The 20,021-nt window shown below is 33.7% G+C and carries 18 protein-coding genes and 1 tRNA gene; 13 read left to right on the top strand and 6 right to left on the bottom strand.

Annotation, left to right across the window (positions count from 1 at the left end; translation table 11 throughout):
• The first annotated feature begins 970 nt into the window (after positions 1–970).
• From rnr to RLT85_RS08590, 3 genes are all read left to right on the top strand, one after another.
• Positions 971–3,169: a ribonuclease R gene (rnr, locus tag RLT85_RS08600; protein WP_311401624.1), complete on the top strand. Its 2,199-nt coding sequence runs from the start codon at positions 971–973 to the stop codon at positions 3,167–3,169.
• 193 nt (positions 3,170–3,362) lie between these two features.
• Positions 3,363–4,034: a head GIN domain-containing protein gene (locus RLT85_RS08595; RefSeq protein ID WP_311401623.1), complete on the top strand. Its 672-nt coding sequence runs from the start codon at positions 3,363–3,365 to the stop codon at positions 4,032–4,034.
• A gap of 41 nt (positions 4,035–4,075) precedes the next feature.
• Positions 4,076–4,765 (top strand): LysE family translocator, encoded by a 690-nt coding sequence (locus RLT85_RS08590; protein WP_311401622.1) that lies wholly within the window; start codon positions 4,076–4,078, stop codon positions 4,763–4,765.
• A 56-nt stretch (positions 4,766–4,821) separates the two neighbouring features.
• On the opposite strand, the gene RLT85_RS08585 is transcribed toward RLT85_RS08590, so the two are convergent.
• The 4 genes from RLT85_RS08585 to RLT85_RS08570 form a co-directional block, all read right to left on the bottom strand.
• Positions 4,822–4,892, bottom strand: a tRNA-Cys gene (locus RLT85_RS08585).
• 51 nt (positions 4,893–4,943) lie between these two features.
• Positions 4,944–5,300: a dihydroneopterin aldolase gene (gene folB, locus RLT85_RS08580; RefSeq protein ID WP_311401621.1), complete on the bottom strand. Its 357-nt coding sequence runs from the start codon at positions 5,298–5,300 to the stop codon at positions 4,944–4,946.
• 37 nt (positions 5,301–5,337) lie between these two features.
• Positions 5,338–5,763, bottom strand: coding sequence for a ZIP family metal transporter (locus RLT85_RS08575; RefSeq protein ID WP_311401620.1), 426 nt, complete (start codon positions 5,761–5,763; stop codon positions 5,338–5,340).
• Positions 5,723–6,055: a ZIP family metal transporter gene (locus tag RLT85_RS08570; RefSeq protein ID WP_311401619.1), complete on the bottom strand. Its 333-nt coding sequence runs from the start codon at positions 6,053–6,055 to the stop codon at positions 5,723–5,725. The genes RLT85_RS08575 and RLT85_RS08570 overlap by 41 nt, the downstream gene beginning before the upstream one ends.
• Before the next feature lie 97 nt (positions 6,056–6,152).
• Between RLT85_RS08570 and RLT85_RS08565 the strand changes: the two genes are divergently transcribed.
• The 4 genes from RLT85_RS08565 to RLT85_RS08550 all read left to right on the top strand — a co-directional run bounded on the left by RLT85_RS08565 (position 6,153) and on the right by RLT85_RS08550 (position 8,953).
• Positions 6,153–7,832, top strand: a complete 1,680-nt coding sequence (locus RLT85_RS08565) for a glutamine--tRNA ligase/YqeY domain fusion protein (protein ID WP_311401618.1) — start codon at positions 6,153–6,155, stop codon at positions 7,830–7,832.
• Between the two features lie 107 nt (positions 7,833–7,939).
• On the top strand, positions 7,940–8,314 hold the full coding sequence (locus RLT85_RS08560) for a YtxH domain-containing protein (protein ID WP_311401617.1): 375 nt from the start codon (positions 7,940–7,942) through the stop codon (positions 8,312–8,314).
• A gap of 9 nt (positions 8,315–8,323) precedes the next feature.
• Positions 8,324–8,719: a hypothetical protein gene (locus RLT85_RS08555; RefSeq protein WP_311401616.1), complete on the top strand. Its 396-nt coding sequence runs from the start codon at positions 8,324–8,326 to the stop codon at positions 8,717–8,719.
• Between the two features lie 3 nt (positions 8,720–8,722).
• Positions 8,723–8,953 (top strand): DUF6327 family protein, encoded by a 231-nt coding sequence (locus RLT85_RS08550; RefSeq protein WP_311401615.1) that lies wholly within the window; start codon positions 8,723–8,725, stop codon positions 8,951–8,953.
• A gap of 38 nt (positions 8,954–8,991) precedes the next feature.
• Here RLT85_RS08550 and RLT85_RS08545 read toward each other — a convergent pair whose 3' ends face one another.
• The gene (locus RLT85_RS08545; RefSeq protein WP_311401614.1) at positions 8,992–9,981 is read right to left on the bottom strand and encodes an SPFH domain-containing protein; all 990 of its coding nucleotides are present in this window, start codon (positions 9,979–9,981) and stop codon (positions 8,992–8,994) included.
• 491 nt (positions 9,982–10,472) lie between these two features.
• Positions 10,473–11,993, bottom strand: coding sequence for a glutamate--tRNA ligase (gltX, locus tag RLT85_RS08540; protein ID WP_311401613.1), 1,521 nt, complete (start codon positions 11,991–11,993; stop codon positions 10,473–10,475).
• 196 nt (positions 11,994–12,189) lie between these two features.
• On the opposite strand from gltX, the gene RLT85_RS08535 reads away from it, so the two are divergent.
• The 6 genes from RLT85_RS08535 (at position 12,190) to RLT85_RS08510 (ending at position 19,994) form a co-directional block, all read left to right on the top strand.
• Positions 12,190–15,597, top strand: coding sequence for a coiled-coil domain-containing protein (locus RLT85_RS08535; RefSeq protein ID WP_311401612.1), 3,408 nt, complete (start codon positions 12,190–12,192; stop codon positions 15,595–15,597).
• Positions 15,594–16,013 (top strand): rRNA maturation RNase YbeY, encoded by a 420-nt coding sequence (ybeY, locus tag RLT85_RS08530; protein ID WP_311401611.1) that lies wholly within the window; start codon positions 15,594–15,596, stop codon positions 16,011–16,013. The genes RLT85_RS08535 and ybeY overlap by 4 nt, the downstream gene beginning before the upstream one ends.
• An 11-nt stretch (positions 16,014–16,024) precedes the next feature.
• On the top strand, positions 16,025–17,896 hold the full coding sequence (gene mnmG / locus RLT85_RS08525) for a tRNA uridine-5-carboxymethylaminomethyl(34) synthesis enzyme MnmG (RefSeq protein ID WP_311401610.1): 1,872 nt from the start codon (positions 16,025–16,027) through the stop codon (positions 17,894–17,896).
• 30 nt (positions 17,897–17,926) lie between these two features.
• Positions 17,927–18,430, top strand: a complete 504-nt coding sequence (locus tag RLT85_RS08520) for a hypothetical protein (protein ID WP_311401609.1) — start codon at positions 17,927–17,929, stop codon at positions 18,428–18,430.
• 3 nt (positions 18,431–18,433) lie between these two features.
• Complete coding sequence (locus RLT85_RS08515) at positions 18,434–19,282, top strand: class I SAM-dependent methyltransferase (RefSeq protein ID WP_311401608.1); 849 nt, start codon at positions 18,434–18,436, stop codon at positions 19,280–19,282.
• A gap of 199 nt (positions 19,283–19,481) precedes the next feature.
• Entirely contained in the window at positions 19,482–19,994 is a 513-nt protein-coding gene (locus RLT85_RS08510) for an OmpH/Skp family outer membrane protein (protein ID WP_311401607.1), read from the top strand.
• The last annotated feature ends 27 nt before the right edge of the window (positions 19,995–20,021 follow it).

Here is a 20,021-nt window from a genome sequence, read left to right as displayed (position 1 = left end):
GAGTTAGTATTAACAATTACTTCACATCTGTGTTAAGTAGTTTTCAAAAGATACAAATGCAAGTTTATTCTCTTATTTTTCTACCGCTATACACATACTATCATGTACATCATTTGTTTTTTAAAATTTATAAAAGAAAAATAGATGATTATATATAATGTTCATAACATTTGTGAATATCTGAAAATTCAAACCTTAGAATTAAATCAAAAAAAATAGGAATATTGATTTAGAAAATCTGTATGGTTCAGTAAAAACAAATACCTACCCGTAAAAAAAATGATACGTTTAAGTGAGCCGCTGTCTAGTATGATCTTATCTGCGGCAGACAGCAACAAGAAACATGATTTGATATTAACTATCGAATAAATACTGACCACTTAATTGGTAATATTTACTCCTGCTTGATAAAATTATTCCGTAAAGCATTTAAAAATAAACTCAGGTAGAACATTTTAAGTCTATTATTGAATTGAATTGTATGGATAAATAGAAGCGAAAATCACTTCCGAAGATAATAATTTTTGAAGATGTTGTAAACCCTATAACCATATCATAAAACAAGAAAATCTGACCAAATAATAGTTTTTAAGGGCAGATTAATATTTAAACCAAATTATTCTTAGGGATAATGAGGACTGGTTTGGGTCGTATTACTTTCTTTAGCAGAGGCATTAAATGCAGTGTTGATGTAAAAACCAACACATAAAAAACCTACTATAAAAATTATAATAAAAAAAATGAGTAATTTTTTAGAATTATACATAATTAAAATGCTAATACCTTAGTGGTTGGGTTTCAATAACAAAGATACTATTATTTTAAGTTTATTTTAACAGAAAAGATTAAAATAATGACAATATAAATTTATTATAGTCTTCTTTCATAACCTATTCTTAACAAAACATTAAACAGATATGTACGTCATTTCAATTAATAACTGTAATTTTAGACCAGATAAAATGAATAAATGACAAAAAGAAAAAATAAAAAAAGAGGGGGTAAACTAAAAAACCTTTCTAAAAGTATACTTACCATACTGAGAAAAAATAGTTCTCAAAATTTTAATTACAAGCAAGTAGCGGCAAAATTAGATGTAGATGACGCTAATAGTAGAAATCAGATTATAAAAGCGTTATCAGAATTAGCTGGAAAAAAGCAAATTTCTGAAGTTGATAGAGGAAAATTTCAGATTAACGGAAACACCGATTATTTTGAGGGTAAACTCGATATGACTACTAGAAAAGATGGTTATGTTATTGTAGAAGAATTAGAAGATGACGTTTATATTCCCCACAAAAGTTTGCATAAAGCTTTAGATGGTGATCTTGTGAAAATTTACATTTACAAAAGACGAAGAAAAGGTAAAAGTGAAGGAGAAGTTGTAGAAATTATTAAACGTAGTAAAACCGAGTTTGTTGGGAAACTGCAGGTACACGAAAACTTTGGATTTGTACAAATGCAAAGTCCAAAAATGTATACAGATATCTTTATTCCAAAAGAAGAAATTGGAGATATAAATGATGGTATGGTGGTTTTAGTAAAGCTAAAAGATTGGCCAGAAAAAGCAGATTCTCCTATTGGTAATATCATAGAAGTACTTGGAGTAGCTGGGGAGCATGAAACCGAAATGCAATCTATTTTAGCAGAAAATGGGCTTCCAAGAGAATTTCCTAAAGAAGTAGAAGATTTTGCCAATCAATTAGATACCTCCATCCAAGAAAAAGAAATTAAGAAACGTCGCGATATGCGCGATACCTTAACTTTTACCATAGATCCTAAAGATGCTAAAGATTTTGATGATGCTTTAAGTTTTAAAACTTTAGAAAACGGAAATTACGAAGTAGGAATCCACATTGCAGATGTTTCACATTATGTGCAACCTGGCAGTATTTTAGATGATGAAGCTTATGAGCGTGCCACTTCCATTTATTTGGTAGACCGCGTAGTACCTATGTTGCCAGAGGTGTTATCTAACAATGCCTGTTCTTTAAGACCCAACGAAGAAAAATATACTTTTTCTGCGGTTTTTGAAATTGATAAAAACGCCAAGGTGAAAGATCAATGGTTTGGAAGAACGGTTACTTACAGTGACGCACGTTTTGCTTACGAAGAAGCACAGTTTATGATAGAAAATAACTCGGGAGATATTCCTGCAGATATTTCTATTCAAGATAAAAAATATACCACAAAGCCAGAAATTGTAGACGCAGTAGTAAGTTTAAATAAACTTGCCAAAATTATGCGTAAACAGCGTATGAAAAATGGCGCTATTTCTTTTGATAAGGTAGAGGTGAAGTTCAATTTGGATGAAAATAACGATCCTATTGGTGTTTACTTTAAAACCGCAAAAGAAGCCAATAAGCTTATTGAAGAGTTTATGTTACTGGCAAATAGAAAAGTATCAGAATTTATAGGAAAACAAACGCCTAAAAAGACTTTTGTATACCGTTGTCACGATGAACCTAACGATGATAAATTGGCAGCTTTAGAAAAGTTAGTCGGTAAATTTGGACACACGCTCAACCTAAAAGATAAAAATTCTATTTCTAATTCCTTAAACGGTTTATTGAAAGATGTGCAAGGTAAAAAAGAGCAAAATTTAGTAGACACGCTTACCATTCGTACCATGAGTAAAGCCTATTACAGTACTCAAAATATAGGACATTACGGACTGGCATTCGACTATTACTCGCATTTTACCTCGCCCATACGCCGATATCCAGATGTTATGGTACACCGTTTATTGCAACGTTATTTAGACGAAAAACCTTCAGCGAATGTAGAAGATTATGAAGAAAAATCTGCGCATTGTAGTGATATGGAAAATTTCTCTGTGAGTGCAGAGCGGGATTCCATTAAATACATGCAAGTTAAATTTATGCAAGACCACGAGAACGAACAATTTTTGGGCGTGATCTCTGGAGTAACCGAATGGGGAATCTATGTAGAAATTGAACAAAATAAATGTGAAGGAATGGTGCGTCTTAAAGATATAGAAGGAGATCATTTTGATTTTGATCAAGAAAATTATGCCATTGAAGGCCGCAAAACAGGCAAAGTCTACCAATTGGGAGACGAGGTTTATGTTACAGTAAAAAATGCCGATTTAGTAAAAAGACAATTAGATTTTAATTTAGTAGGAAGTAAAAAAGAAGTAGAGCAGTAAAGCTTTAACTAGTATCATTTGGGCGTTCAGCTTTTACCAAAGCTGCGGGCTATACACTATAACTTTTTTTGTAAAGTAGATTGAAGCATAGAAGTTAAATTGAAACAGCTTCTGCTCATTTGTTTAATTTTCTACGTATCCAAATACAAAAAAAGGTTGCCGTTGCTATCCCTAACGCAAAAAAAATAAACTCATGAAAAAAATAATTTTATTAGTAGTTGTAGCAATTTCCGCATTTAGCGTAAAAGCACAAGAAGAAATAAAAATTGAAAAAGATTTTAAAGAAGTAAAGATTTTTGATAAAATAGAAGCGGTGTTAATTCCGTCTTCAGAAAATAAAATTATCGCTAGCGGGTTTGATAAAGATGAAATCACCGCCCAAGTAAAAGGAAATACATTGCACATAAAACTTTCTTTAAGCAATATTTGGAGCGAGAATAATACGCAGGTAAAAGTATATTACAAAGACATACATACGGTAGATGTAAATGAAGCTTCTTTTGCCGAGTTAAAAGAATTTAAAGGTGAAAAACTGATTTTAAGAGCTCAAGAAGGCGGTAGAATTTATGCAGTAGCCAATCTTAAAGAATTAGATATTAAAGCCGTTACTGGCGGCAGCATTGAGACAGAAGGATCTGTAGATTCGCAATTGGTAGAGATAAGAACCGGTGGAGGATATGAAGGTAAAGAAATGCACTCCAAAAACACAGAGGCCAATTTGAAAGCTGGTGGTTACGCAGAAATTTTTGTGAGCGATTATTGCAAAGCCAAAGTCACTGCTGGCGGAAGTATAGATGTTTACGGTGATCCAAAAAAATTGGATAAGAAAACCAGTTTAGGAGGAAAAATTAGGAAGCGTTCTTAATCGTTTGTAATTACTATCTTTGTAAATAGAACAAACCATTTATGCTTCAAGATATATTTGCAGCTATTCCTCTAGGAATTTTTTTAGCATTTCTTCTGGGTCCTGTATTTTTTGTTTTATTAGAAACTGCCGCTATCAAAGGATTTAGAGCGGCTTTGTGTTTTGATTTTGGTGTTATTATAGCTGATATTGTTTTTCTTTCTATCGCTTATTTTAGCACTAACAAATTGTTAACCAGTATTAAAGATGATCCTGCATTATTTATTTTTGGTGGTGCAATCTTAGCTACCTATGGTACCATAACCTACGTTAAGGAAAAAAAATCTCTTAAAAAAAAGGAAGTTGTAGAAGTAAGAAAACTTAAGAAAAGCGATGTTTTTGGTCTTATGGTGAAAGGTTTTTTGCTCAACTTTGTGAATATTGGTGTATTGGGATTTTGGCTGGGATTAATAATTGTTTTTGGTCCGCAGTTAAAAATGAATCCAGACCGACTCCTAATTTTCTTTAGTACCGTTTTGATAACGTATTTTGTTATAGATCTTTTAAAGATCTTATTGGCTAAAAAGCTTAATCATAAACTTACCCCTAAACGAATTTATCTTTTTAAAAAAGGCATAAGTATTCTTATCATTGTCTTTGGTCTTATATTAATAAGTAGAGGTTTGTTTCCATCAGAATTAGAACAATTAGAGAATAAGATGGAGAATATTATACCAGAAAAAACGGAATAAAGATGAAACGTATTTTGAACAAAAAAGCTCTTGAAATTTCAAGAGCTTTTTTTTTGAGGTGTCGAGCGGATTCGAACCGCTGTAGATGGTGTTGCAGACCACTGCCTAGCCACTCGGCCACGACACCTTATATTTACAAGGACTGCAAAGGTAGCAATTTTTATGAAAAAGAAACAAATTATCTTTCTTTAGATAAAATAATTGTTACTTTTTCTACATCGCCTCCCAAAGGCGGATTGATTTTAGAGACTTCAACTTCGGCAAAACTCACTATACCGTCCTCTTTAAAAATTCTTTTTAAAATACGTTCTGCTACATGTTCTAAAAGTTTTGAGCGTATGGCCATTTCCTCTTTCACCACTTGGTTAAGATGCACATAATCTACGGTATCTTTAAGTTCATCACTTTCTGCAGAAGGACTTAAATTAGCTTTTACCGTTAAATCTACGCTGTATTCGCTACCAATTTTACCTTCTTCCTCCAAACAACCGTGGTTGGTAAATACGCGAATGTTATGTAGTTTTATTTTTCCCATGGTATATAGCTATTGTAAAAAACAAAGATAATTCTTTTTAACCACCTATTAGTTTTTCGCCTATAATTCCTATTAGAAAGCCAATATTTGCACCAAAAGCAGGCAACCACTGTTTTTCCATTTTAACTGAAGGTGCAATATCTTCAAAAATAAGATAAAGAATTCCGCCGCTGGCGAACAACATCAATCCAGAAGTGATTTCGGGTTGATTTTGTAAGAAAAAATATCCAATAAGAGCGCCCACAATTCCAGAGAAACTTAAAAGAAATAGAATTATTAAGGCCTTTTGACTTTTAAAACCACTTTCCGTAAGGTCTTGATAAGAATTAAAAGATTCTGGTAAATTTTGTATTCCTATAAAAATAGCTAAGAGTGTTCCAGTTTGAGTATCGGTAGCAAATATAGCTCCTAGTGCAATTGCTTCAGGAACAAAATCCATTAACATCGCTAACAGCGGACTCATTTTTCCGCCTTTTTGAGCTAAATAACGGTCTAGAAAAAAAAACTAATGGACCCAATAAAAATAAAAGACTGGTAGGCAATACAGATAGATTTTCTAAACCTTTAGGAATTAATACTAAAGCTAATGCAGAAACTATGATTCCGCCTCCAAAGGCGGTAATAAAATGATTAATTTCTACTTTATACCTATAATTTTTAAATTTGGCTAAATAAATTTTTGCTAATATTCCGCCAAGAAAAATGGTAATTCCAGAAATTCCCGAGAAAAGAATAATTTTGAGAATATCATTCATAGACTTTTATTTTACTAAAATTACAATTCATATTTAATTTATAAAGTCTCAAAAGAGCAAATTTTTTAAATAACTTTGTACCTATTGAATATATGTTATGACAGAAGAAAAAAAACCACTGAATTTTATAGAGCAAATTATTGAAGAAGATCTTCAAAATGGGTATGGAAGAGAGGAACTTAAATTTCGTTTTCCTCCAGAACCTAATGGCTATTTACATATAGGCCATGCTTCGTCTATCAATCTAAATTTTGGATTAGGATTGCGTTATAATGCGCCCGTTAATTTACGATTTGATGATACGAACCCCATTAAAGAAGAGCAAGAATTTGTAGATGCGATTAAGCGCGATGTGGAATGGCTAGGTTTTACGTGGGAGAAAGAATGTTATGCTTCAGATTATTTTCAGCAGCTGTATGATTGGGCGGTAGAAATGATTAAAAATGGAGATGCCTATGTAGACAGTCAGGCTTCAGAAAAAATAGCCGAACAAAAAGGAACTCCAACGCAGCCAGGAAGTGCGAGTCCGTATAGAGACCGTTCTGTAGAAGAGAATTTAAGTCTCTTTGCAGCTATGAAAAATGGAGAAACGGCAGAAGGAGCGCATGTGTTGAGAGCAAAAATAGATATGGCTTCTAGTAATATGCTAATGCGAGATCCTGTGATGTATAGAACGTTGCATAAAGCGCATCATAGAACAAACGAAGATTGGAAAATCTACCCAATGTACGATTGGGCACACGGGGAAAGTGATTTTATAGAAAGCGTTTCTCACTCGTTTTGTACCTTAGAATTTTTACCGCATAGAGAATTATACAATTGGTTTTTAGAAAAAGTAAGTGAGCCAAAACAACTACAACCCAAACAACGAGAGTTTGCACGTCGTAATTTGAGTCATACTGTGGTGAGCAAACGTAAATTGGCTCAATTGGTAGAAAAAAAGGTGGTAGAATCTTGGGATGATCCAAGGATGCCTACCATTTCTGGCTTGCGCCGAAGAGGCTATACCCCAAATTCTATCAAAAAATTCGCCGATACGATTGGTGTGGGAAAAAGAGAAAACGTTATTGATATGTCGCATTTAGAATTTTGTGCGCGTGAAGATTTGAATAAAACCGCTAGCCGAGTGATGGCAGTTTTAGATCCTTTAAAAGTAGTAATTACCAATTATGAAGAAGGAGCAGAAGAATGGCTGGAAGCAGAAAATAATCCAGAAGATGAAGCGGCAGGAAGTAGAGAAGTTCCTTTCTCTAAAGAAATTTATATTGAGCAGGCCGATTTTAAAGAAGAAGCTAATCGTAAATTTTTTAGATTAACCTTAGGGAAAGAAGTACGTTTAAAAAATGCGTATATCATTAAAGGAGAATCTGTTGTAAAAGATGATGATGGAAATATTGTAGAGGTTCATTGTACCTACGATCCTAAAAGTAAAAGTGGCAGCGATACAGAAGAATCTAAGCGTAAAGTAAAAGGAACCTTGCATTGGGTTTCTATTGCGCACGCCATAAAAGCAGAGGTGAGATTATACGATCGTTTATTTACGGTAGAATCACCAGATGCCGATAAAGAAAAAGATTTTATAGATTTTATTAATCCAGATTCTTTACAAACTATAGTAGGTTTTGTAGAGCCTAGTTTAAAAAATGCGAAAGAATTAGAACATTTTCAATTTCAGCGTATAGGTTATTTTTGTGCAGATCGATCTACGAGTGTTGAAAAGCCAGTTTTTAACAGAACGGTTGGATTACGTGATTCTTGGTCGAAAAAATCTAATTAAGAATATTTTAGGATTCTAAGTTCGTATATTAACCGGTTATTAACAGCTAAAAGTATTTTACTTACATATATTTGATAAATTACTAATATTAACCAATAATTACAAAAATGGCAAATACAGGAAACACGCTTTTAGCCTTAATTACAGGTGCAGCAATTGGCGCAGGAGTAGGACTTTTATATGCTCCAGAAAAGGGAGAAGATACAAGGAAGAAACTTAGCAAAGAAGCTAAAAAAGCAAAGAACAGATTAGACAGGCAAGTGAATGAAACAAGTAAACATTTGAGTGAATCTGCAAAAAGCGCAAAGTATAATTTTGAATCTAAATTAGAAGAGACTTTATCTTCTGCAAGCTATAAGGCAGATGATATTCTTTCTGCGATGGAAGGGAAATTAGAAGAATTAAGAGCAAAAAATGCCAAATTTCATGCAGAAAGTAAGGTAGATGAAATGAAATCTAAGACGAAAAATGCACTTAGCTAAATAAACCCTATGTCTCTAAACAACCTAACCAACCATATTGATGAGCTTAATGAAAATTTTCAAGAGTACGTAAGTAGTACTATTGATTATTATAAGTTAGATATATTTAAAAAGACAACGAAGATATCAGCTTCCGTTGCTAGCGTTTTAATACTAGGAGCGATTTTTATATTATTCTTAGCTTTCATCTCTGTTGGTTTTTCTATATTAATAGGAAAGAGCTTAGGCAGTCTTAGTTATGGTTTCTTTATTATAAGTGGTGTTTATTTTTTATTATTTTTATTGATGCTAATTTTTGGAAAAGCATTTTTTAGCAAATTACTTTTGAGAAAAATGTCCAAATCTGCTTTTAATGATCATGAGAATGAAATTGTGGTAAAAAAGGATGAATCTTACAAAAACTAGAATATGAAAATTTACAACTCTTACGAAGAAGTAGATCACGATTTGAAGATTTTAAAACTTCAAACGGAGATTAACAAAGAGAAAATGAAGATTAACGTGGAGGATATTAAAGAAGATTTATCTCCAATATCTATCGTTAGCGGGATTGTAAGTTCTATTGCTAAGAAAGCTTTTATTTTGAAAGCAGTAGGTAAAATTTTAGGCTCTAGTAAACCCAATGTATTGAAAAGATAAAAAAATCCTGAGTGACAAACTCAGGATTTTTTTTTGATTTAAAATTCTAGATGGTCTGGATTTTCCTCTGAGGGTTTTCTATAATTTTTATCTTTCTTATTTACTATTCCTTTCGCTTTATTACGCTCTTTCATCTTTTCTCCAATTTGATTGGATGCAGAAAAGGAGGCAATCATATTATTAAGCATATCGCTTCCAGCTTGTGGAGAATTAGGGAGTAAAATTAAGTTAGTATCCGTTTCGCTACCAATAGACTGTAAAGTATCGTAATGCTGCGTAACGACAATCAATGCCGATGCCTCTTGTGAGTTAATACCAACATTGTTAAGTACATCTACAGATTCTTCCAAACCACGTGCAATTTCTCTACGCTGGTCTGCAATACCTTGTCCTTGTAAACGCTTGCTTTCTGCTTCAGCTCTAGCTTTGGCTACAATTTTAATTCGGTCTGCTTCGGCTTCATATTCTGCAGCTACTTTTTCTCTTTCAGAAGCATTAATACGGTTCATCGCTTCTTTTACCTTTACATCGGGATCAATATCAGTCACCAAAGTCTTAATAATGTCATACCCATAATCACTCATCGCATCGTTTAGTTCTTCTTTAACGGCGATTGCAATATCATCTTTACGTTCAAAAACGTCGTCTAGCTTCATTTTAGGCACTTCTGCACGTACTACATCAAATACATAAGATGTAATCTGATTCTGCGGATTTTCTAGCTTATAAAATGCATCATAAACTTTATCTTTAATCACCTGAAATTGTACCGAAATCTTTAAATGAACAAATACATCATCCTTCGTTTTCGTTTCTACAATTACATCTAATTGCTGAATTTTTAAGTTGATTCTTCCCGCAATCTTATCAAAAATCGGAATCTTAAACTGTAAACCCGAATGCCTGATGCTTAAGAATTTCCCAAAGCGTTCTACCACAGCAGCTGTTTGTTGCTTGACTGTAAATATCCCTGTAAGAATGATGATTAAGCCAAGGAAAATCACAATACCTAATAAAAATGGTGCCATAAATTTGTTGAAATTAAAATGAATTATGCTCTAAAGATAATTGTTAATTTTTTAACTATCCCATTTATAAACTAATTTTATAGTTTTTTGAAATACTATTCCGAAGTGAATTTCTTAATTTGTAATAAAAGGAAGAAAATAACTATTATTTTAAAGATCTATCAATAAGTATTTATGCTTGTACCAATTTTAAAATAGTGTCAACTAATTAATCGTTTGGCTCGTTGATAAAAGACTAGAACACAAAAAAAATTCCTTTCATAACGAGATGTTTTATACCAAATTAGTTTTGAAATGTCGCAAATAAAGCGAAGTTGCTTTTTTGTTATATGACGCTCCGATTAGTTTGCATAGCCTTAGCTACGGAAACTATGAGTAAGAAAATATAACGAAAAATGAACGAGGTTTAATACGGCATTTCATTACTACTTTGGTATTAGTTAACTTTTAATAGAACTCGTTTAATGAAAGGAATATTGTAGGTGAAAACTTTAAGCTTGCGAGATGGCAAACTCAATTCTTTTGATGGTTTCTTCTTTTCCTATAAAAGATATAATATGAAATAAATCTGGTCCTTTCATAGCCCCAACCAACGAAAGTCTTAGCGGTTGCATCACTTTTCCAAAACCTATCTCTTGAGAAGTAATCCAAGATTTAAGTTCGTCTTGAACCTTTTCTTGAGAAAAATTGGAAACAGATTCTAATTGCTGAATTACCTGTCTCATAATGGCAGAAGTGTCTTCTTTCCAAGCTTTTTTATAGGCTTTGGCGTCAAAATTTGTGGGCGCTACAAAATAGAAACTGCTCAACTCCCAAAAATCACTCACAAATGTGGCTCTTTCTTTGATGGTAGCTACCACTTCTATAACATCTTCTTGTGGGGGAGTAAGGCCTTTTTCTTTTAAAATTTCACTATATTCTTTAGCTAAAGCTGAATTATTCTCTAGCTGCAAATATTGATGCTGAAACCATTTGGTTTTTTCAGGATCAAATTTAGAACCCGATTTAGACACGTGTTCCAAACTAAAAGCTTCAATTAATTCGTCTAAAGAATACATTTCTTTTTCTGAACCTTCTCCGGCGTTCCAACCTAAAAAGGCAAGCATATTCACCAAAGTTTCGGGTAAATAACCATCCTCGCGATATCCTGAAGCTATAGCTCCAGTTTTTGGATCTTTCCACTGTAAAGGAAACACTGGAAAGCCTAACTTATCGCCGTCACGTTTACTCAATTTACCTTTTCCTGTAGGTTTTAGAATAAGTGGTAAATGAGCAAATTTAGGCGCTTCCCAACCAAAAGCTTCATATAATAATACGTGTAATGGCATAGAAGGCAACCATTCTTCTCCACGAATTACGTGGCTTATTTCCATTAAATGATCGTCTACAATATTGGCCAAGTGATACGTTGGCATTCCGTCGCTTTTAAAAAGTACTTTATCATCCAAGACACTGGTATCTATTTGAATTCCGCCTCTAATCATATCACTCATATGCAAAATTTGAGAAGAAGGAGATTTAAATCGAACTACATAAGCCTTTCCAGCATTCATTTTTTGTTGCACTTCTTCCGCGCTAAGCAAAAGAGAATTGTTTAATTTTAGGCGATTATGCCAGTTATAGATAAAGGTTTTTCTCTGAGATTCATGCTCTTTCCTATGCGCATCTAACTCCTCTGCAGAGTCAAAAGCATAATATGCATTTCCACTATCAATAAGCTTCTGCGCATAATTTTTATAAAGATCTTTGCGCTCACTTTGACGGTAAGGTCCGCAGTCTTTTTCTTTCCCTGGTCCTTCATCATAAGGGATGTTGCACCAAGCAAGGGATTCTTTTACATAATCTTCGGCTCCTTCTACATAACGAGTTTGGTCTGTATCTTCTATACGTAAGATAAAATCTCCGCCGTGTTTCTTCGCAAATAAATAGTTAAAAAGTGCAGTTCTTACACCACCAATATGTAATGGTCCTGTGGGACTTGGAGCAAATCGTACTCTTACTTTTTGTGCCATGATTATTTTTTTAGCAAATATACTATGTTCTTTAGAAGTAAACCAATAGTCTATGCCTAGTATTTGGTGTTTTAGTGAGTGTTTCATCCATTCATAAAGCACAAAAAGCGAGTGATTTCGTAGCTTTTTTATTTTAATAGCGTAGCTAAAGTAAATTATGTATTTTTAGGGGTTATAGAAGAAGGAGTTAAATATTATGAACAACTACCAGCATATTCAACAAAAATTAGAAGGCTTTATTAGAAAGTTCTACATCAACGAACTTTTAAAAGGAGTTATTTTATTTTTTGCAATAGGATTGCTTTACTTTTTAATGACCGTCTTTTTAGAATATTTTCTATGGCTTAGCTCTTTAAGCCGAAGTATTCTTTTTTGGTTGTTTATTGGAGTAGAGGTGGCCTTATTTATTAAATTTATTATTATTCCTTTAAGTAAATTGTTCAAGCTTTCTCGTGGAATAAGTCACGAAGAGGCTTCACACATGATCGGGAAACATTTTCCGCAGGTAGATGACAAGCTTTTAAATGTTCTTCAATTACAAAAGGAAAAGCATTTACAAGATTCAGACCTTTTGTTGGCCAGTATTGAGCAGAAATCTAAAGAATTGCAACCTGTACCTTTTACTACAGCCATTAATTTTAAAAGTAATGTAGGTTATCTTAAATATGCGATTATTCCACTAGCCATATTTTTAGCGATTTATATTTCAGGAAATGAACAAATGTTTTCAGATAGTTATGCCCGCGTAGTGAATTATGATACCGAGTATGAACCGCCCGCAGCTTTTGCTTTTAAGTTGGATGAAAGCAAACTTCAGGTGAAAGAAAATGATCAAATCACCCTAAAAATTACTACGGAAGGAAAAGTAATTCCGGAAACGGCAAAAATACATATCAACGAGAAAGAATTTGTCCTTAAAGAAGTGGCACTGGGAGTTTTTGAATACACGTTTACACGGATTAAAAACAACACCAATTTTTACCTAAGTTCTAACGAGGTTACCTCTAGACCGTATCAAATTGAAGTAATGCCAGTGCCAACACTAGTAGATTTTAAAATGTATTTGGATTATCCTGCATACATCAATCAACCCGACGAAGTGGTGGAAGGAACCGGAAATGCCACGATTCCTGAAGGAACCAAAGTAAAGTGGGAGCTTTCGACCAATGCTACCGATGAAGTGAAACTAGATGGCTTGGATAGTTTGTATGCTTTTAAAAAGCAAGACAATCGGTTCTTATTGGAAAAAAGCATCTATAACTCAGCAGATTATGCGGTGGTAACTTCAAATGCTTCCTTAAAAGACTATGAGAAGCTGTATTATTCCTTAAAAGTAATTAAAGATCAATTCCCTAGTATTCAGGTAGAAAAAAAGGAAGATTCTACACAAGCAGCTATTCATTATTTTAAAGGTGTGATTACCGATGACCACGCGATTACCAACCTTCAAATTGTGTATTATCCAGTTAAAGATCGCAAGGATATCAAGACTAAAAAACTTCCGTTTAACGGAAAGGATTATGCCGAATTCTTTTATCAATTTCCGAATGATTTGGATTTAGAAAAAGGAGTTCCCTATGAGTTTTACTTCTTAGTGACAGATAATGATGCGTTTCACAAGTATAAATCTAAAAAAAGTGAAGTATTTGGTTATCAATTACTTACTAATAAAGAGGAACAGGAAAGAAACTTAGAAAACCAACAGAATGCAATGCAAGGCATGAGTGAGTCTTTGCAAGAAATGAAAGAGCAAAGCAAGCAATTAAAGCAGTTAGATCAATCTCAGCGGGAAAAAAAACAGCTTAATTACCAAGATAAAGAAAAGCTTAGAAATTTTACTGAGCGCCAGCGTAGGCAAGATGAATTGATGAAGTCCTACACAGAGAAGATGAAGCAAAATCTGGAAGAGTTGAAGACGAATGACCCTTTAAAAAAAGAATTGGAAAAACGCTTGGAGAAGAGTCAAAAACAGATAGAAAAGAACGACCAGCTTCTAGAAGAATTAGAAAAATACCAAGATAAATTAGACAAGGAAGATTTGCATAAGAAGATGGAAGACTTGTCTAAACGCAATACCACGCAACAAAAATCTTTAGAACAACTATTAGAGCTTACCAAACGTTATTATGTAGAGCAAAAAGCCGAAAAAATTGCTTCTGATTTGCAAGAACTCGCGAAAGAGCAGGAGAAATTAAGCTTAGAAGAAAAAGACAATACCGCTGAAGCCCAAGAAGAACTCAATAAGGATTTTGAAGATATTCAAAAGCAAATGGACGAACTTGAAAAGGAGAACCAAAAGCTAAAAAGCCCTATGGATATTCCTAGGGAAGAAACTCAAGAAGATGCTGTAAAGAAAGATCAAGATGATGCCAAAGAGGATCTAGAAAAAAGTGAAAAAGCGGAAAGTGAAGAAAGTGCTCCATCCAAAAAATCTGCTCAGAAAAAACAACAATCTGCCGCGGAAAAGATGAAGCAGATGTCTAAAAAAATGCAATCTGCTATGGCGAAAGGCGGACAAGAACAAATGCAAGAAGATGCTGAAATGCTGCGTCAAATTTTAGAAAACCTCATGAGTTTTTCTTTTGAACAAGAAGAGCTTATGCTTCAATTTGAGAAACTGAATGATAACAGTCCGCGATACGTGCGTAACCTAAAGCAGCAACAAACCTTAAAAGAAAACTTTAAACATGTAGACGACAGTTTATTTGGTTTAGCTTCTAGAAATCCTATGATTTCAGAAAATATTACTTCAGTGATTACCGATATCAATTTCAATATCGACAAAGCTTTAGAGCGCTTTGCAGATAATAAAATTGCGAGAGGAGTTGCTAGTCAGCAGTATGTATTTAAAGGCGCCAATGACTTAGCGAATATGCTGAATGAAAGTTTAGAGCAAATGCAAATGCAAATGAATGCTCAAGGTGAAGGACAAGGTTCTTCTGGTAATGGAAAGGAAGGACAAGGACAAGGAGCAGGTTTTCAACTTAAGGATATTATCAAGAAACAAGGAGAATTAGGAGAGAAAGCTGGAGAAAAAGGAAAGAAACCAGGTGAAGGCAAGAAAGGAGAAGGTGGTAAAAAACCTGGCGAAGGAAAGGAAGGTGAACAAGGTGAAAATGGACAACAACCGGGGCAAGGGAAACCTGATGGTGAAGGTAAGAATGGAGAAAGTGGAGGCGACGGAGATTCTGAAAAGATGAGTAAAGAATTATTTGAAATCTTTAAAGAACAGCAATTTCTACGTATGCAATTAAATGACATGATTAAACAACAAAATTTGGGGTCAGAAGCCAAACGACTATCTCGGGCAATGGAACAGATAGAAGATGAATTGCTTACCAAAGGTGTTACAAAAAATACCGGCTCTAAAATGAAACAAATAGAACACCGTTTATTAGAGATGGAACAAGCTTTGCTTCAGCAAGGAGAAGAACAAAAAAGAACTTCTGAAACCAATGATAAGGATTTTAGTAATGACGCTAATAGCCTTAAAACAACCGCTAAAGATTATTTTAATACTACTGAAATATTAAATAGACAAGCCTTACCTTTGCAAAAAAATTATCAAGAGATTGTAAAAGAATACTTTACCCAAAAAGAATGATTCAGTTTTTTAGCGAAAATGATTTTATTTTATCAGAAGAAATAGATTACGAAAAGTGGATTTCTCATATAATAGCATCAGAAGGTTTTTCAGAAGGAGAAATCAGTTATATATTTTGTGATGACGATTATTTATTAAAACTTAATAAAGACTATTTGGATCACGATACGCTTACCGATATCATTACGTTTAACTATAATATGGGGAAACAAATTAATAGTGATATTTACATTTCTACCGAGCGACTTGCTGAGAATGCCAAAGATTTTAATGTAAGTTTTGATGATGAACTGCGACGAGTGATGAGTCATGGGGTTCTTCATTTGTGTGGTTTTAATGACAAAACACCACAGGAAGAAGCGCTGATGAGGAAGAAAGAGAATGAAAAAATGAAAATGTTCCACGTGGAACAATAGAAAAAACACCTATGTTTTTAGAAGAATATGATGTAATTGTTGTGGGAGGGGGCCACGCAGGTAGCGAGGCTGCTGCTGCTGCTGCAAATATGGGAAGCAAGACTTTATTGATTACCATGAGTCTCCAAAATATTGCTCAAATGTCTTGTAATCCCGCTATGGGCGGAATTGCCAAAGGGCAGATTGTTCGAGAAATTGATGCTTTGGGAGGTTATAGCGGAATCGTAAGTGATACCAGCGCCATTCAGTTTAAAATGCTGAATAAAAGTAAAGGACCCGCCATGTGGAGTCCGCGTGTACAAAGTGACCGCATGCGTTTTGCTGAAGATTGGCGATTGATGTTAGAAAAAACTCCGAATCTAGATTTCTATCAAGAAATGGTTTCTGGATTGATTATAGAGAAAGACGAAATTAAAGGAGTGAAAACTTCTTTAGGTATCGAAATAAAATCTAAATCTGTTATTCTTACCAACGGTACTTTTTTAAATGGATTGATTCATATTGGTGATAAAAACTTTGGTGGGGGAAGAGCAGGAGAAAGAGCCGCCACAGGAATAACAGCCGATTTAATTGAAATGGGTTTTGAATCTGGAAGAATGAAAACAGGAACGCCACCAAGAGTAGATGGTCGTTCTTTAGATTTTTCTAAAATGATTGAACAACCCGGAGATGAAATTCCTGCGAAATTTTCTTATTTAGATATTACGAAACCATTAGAAAAACAACGCTCTTGCCATATGACGTACACCTCGACATTGGTGCACGATGTGTTGCGAGAAGGTTTTGATCGCTCTCCCATGTTTAATGGAAGAATTGAAAGTGTAGGACCTCGATACTGCCCAAGTATAGAAGATAAGATTAATCGCTTTGCTGATAAAGACCGTCACCAACTCTTTGTAGAACCAGAAGGTTGGAATACCGTAGAATACTATGTGAATGGTTTCTCTACTAGCTTACCAGAAGATGTGCAATACAACGCATTAAAATCTGTAGAAGGATTTGAAAAGGTGAAATTTTTTAGACCGGGTTATGCTATAGAATACGATTATTTTCCGCCAACACAACTAAGACATACTCTAGAAACCAAATTAGTTAACGGCCTTTATTTTGCAGGACAGATTAACGGTACCACAGGTTATGAAGAAGCCGCTTCGCAAGGTTTAATGGCAGGCATCAATGCGGCTTTAAAAGTACAAGAACGAGAAGAATTTACTTTGCAACGTGACGAGGCTTATATAGGCGTTCTTATCGATGATTTAATTACTAAAGGTACAGAAGAGCCTTATCGTATGTTTACCTCGCGTGCAGAATACCGCACCTTGTTAAGACAAGATAATGCCGACTTCCGTTTAACGGAAAAATCTTATCAAATTGGATTGGCAGGAGAAAATAGATTAAATCGAATGAAAGAGAAGAAAGAAGCTTCTTTAAATTTTGTCGACTTTTTTAAACAAACCAGTGTTACTCCAGAAGAAGCAAATCCTGTGTTAAAACGTAATAATTCTGCTCCAGTAAAACAAAGCGGCAAAATGTTTAAATTGTTTGCTCGTCCTAATATCTCTATGCAAGATGTTAGAAAATTTGAAGCTGTAGAAAATTATGTGCAAGAACATCAATTGGATGAAGAGGTATTAGAACAAGCCGAAATTCAGGTGAAATATTCGGGGTATATTAATAAGGAAAAGAATAACGCGGATAAGCTTCATCGTTTAGAGAATTTGAAGATTCCTGCTAATTTTGATTACTCTCCAATTCAATCCATGTCTATGGAGGCGCGAGAGAAGTTAAATAAAATTCAACCTACTACCGTTTCTCAAGCGTCTAGAGTAAGCGGGGTGAGTCCAGCAGATATTTCGGTATTATTGGTTTATTTGGGCAGATAATTAGAAATGTTCCACGTGGAACATGAGGATATGATAAAAAATTTTTTAGTTCTTTTCGGAATCTCATTCTTATTGCAATCTTGTTTTTATACCCATAGAGCGAAGAAGATTGATGCCTATGAATTAATTCAGAATAAGGAGGAAACCGCGTCTAAATTTGTGTTTGAATATCCTGGGAATAAAAAAGATTTTGAGAAAAAATCGATCTCGTTCTTCAGGTTAGATACATCTTATATGCCGTTTAATTTTACAACAGATCAACTGTATCCTGATGAAGAATTAAACGTTCTTATAATTACTTCTAGGGATAAAGATGTAATGGTAAATTTACTTGGTTATATCATTAGGGAGTCTTTAAAAACCGATAATGAAAATCTGAATAAAGACGAAGATCCAAATCCAGATACTACATATTATTATTTTGTACATATTCAGGTCACCGATAAAGAAGGGAATGATGTTCTAGCAGGTTCTAGTATGAGAAGTAAAGCCATTATTAACAAACTTTTGAAGTATAAACATTATTTAAACTAAGAAATGCAAAAAAGTAAAGCAGTTTATTTAACGTGCAAGGATCATAGTGTTTCTGGTGAAACTTTTGAACTGATTTGGAATAAACATCAAGATATCCTAATTACAACTCCGCAGCCTTCACTAGAAGAATTACCTAATTATTACGAGAGCGAAGATTACATTTCTCATACGGATGCTTCCAAAAGATTATTTGATAAAGCTTATCAGTGGGTAAAAAAAAGGATGCTTTCCAAAAAGCTTCAACTCATTAATTCTTTTTCTACGGAAGAAAAAACACTTTTAGATGTAGGAGCGGGAACTGGGGATTTCCTACATTTTATTTCGCAGAAGAATTGGAAGGTAAGTGGAGTAGAGCCTAATGAAAAGGCTAGAAAATTAGCAAAGGCTAAAGGCATTAATTTATTTGAAGATTTAGCTGCGGTAAAGAATCAATATTTTGATGTAATTACTCTATGGCATGTGTTAGAACATGTGCCTAATCTAGAAGAACAAATTCAGCAATTAAGGAAATTACTTCAACCTAACGGAGTATTGGTGATTGCGGTTCCTAATTTTGAGAGCTACGATGCTCAATATTATAAAGAGTATTGGGCGGCTTATGATGTGCCTCGACATTTATGGCATTTTTCTAAAAGAGGAATCACACGAATTTTTAAAGAACATGAGATTGAGTTAAAAGAAGTAAAACCTTTAAACTTTGATTCTTTTTATGTAAGTTTACTTTCTGAAAAATATAAGAATAAGTCTAAGAATCCTCTCAAAGCATTTTATATAGGTTTAAAAAGTAATATGAATGCAAATTCCGCCAAAAATCATTCTTCTCTCATTTATACATTCAAAAAGCTAAAATGAAGGCGTGTAAGCAACTTTTAGAGAATCAAAGTACTTTTGTAACTAAATTTATTAGAATTTAGCTTAAAACGTTTAAATTGGAGTAATTTTATATAGATATTATTTATCAAAAATTTATGAGGCATAGTTTTTAAATATACGCAATTTTTCCGCTGATGTTTCTAGAATACTTATTACTTTAGCAAAAAATTTTAATAGAATGAAAATGAAGAAAATCATCCTTTTAGTTTTCGGAGCTGTAGTATTATCATCTTGTAACCAAGAAAAAACGGCTTACGTAAATAATACCAAATTGATTCAAGATTTTAAAGAAATGAAATCTACGGAAGCAAGGTTTACCAAAAAATCTGATAAGCTTAAAAAAGAATTGGATTCCGTTGCGATGCAGTTTCAAAAAGAAGTACAAGCTTACCAAGAGCAATCTACTTCTATGTCTGATGCTCAAAAGCAAGAGAAAGAGTCTATGTTGATGCAAAAACAACAACAATTACAACGTCAGCAGCAAATGCAAAGCAACCAATTAAGAGAAGAAAGCGATGTGGTTATTGATTCTTTAATTACCACTGTAAAAGATTTTGTTGCAGATTACGGTGAAAAGAATGGATACACTTATATTTTTGGATCTAACGAGTCGGCTAACATTATGTTCGCTAAAGAAGGAAAGGACATTACAGATGAAGTTTTAAAAGCTTTAAATGAATCGGTTAAATAAGATCCTTTCATAAAATACTTTGAAAAG

This window comes from Mesonia ostreae, assembly GCF_031845265.1.
GTDB lineage: Bacteria > Bacteroidota > Bacteroidia > Flavobacteriales > Flavobacteriaceae > Mesonia > Mesonia ostreae.
This window is presented reverse-complemented; position numbering and strand designations above follow the sequence as displayed.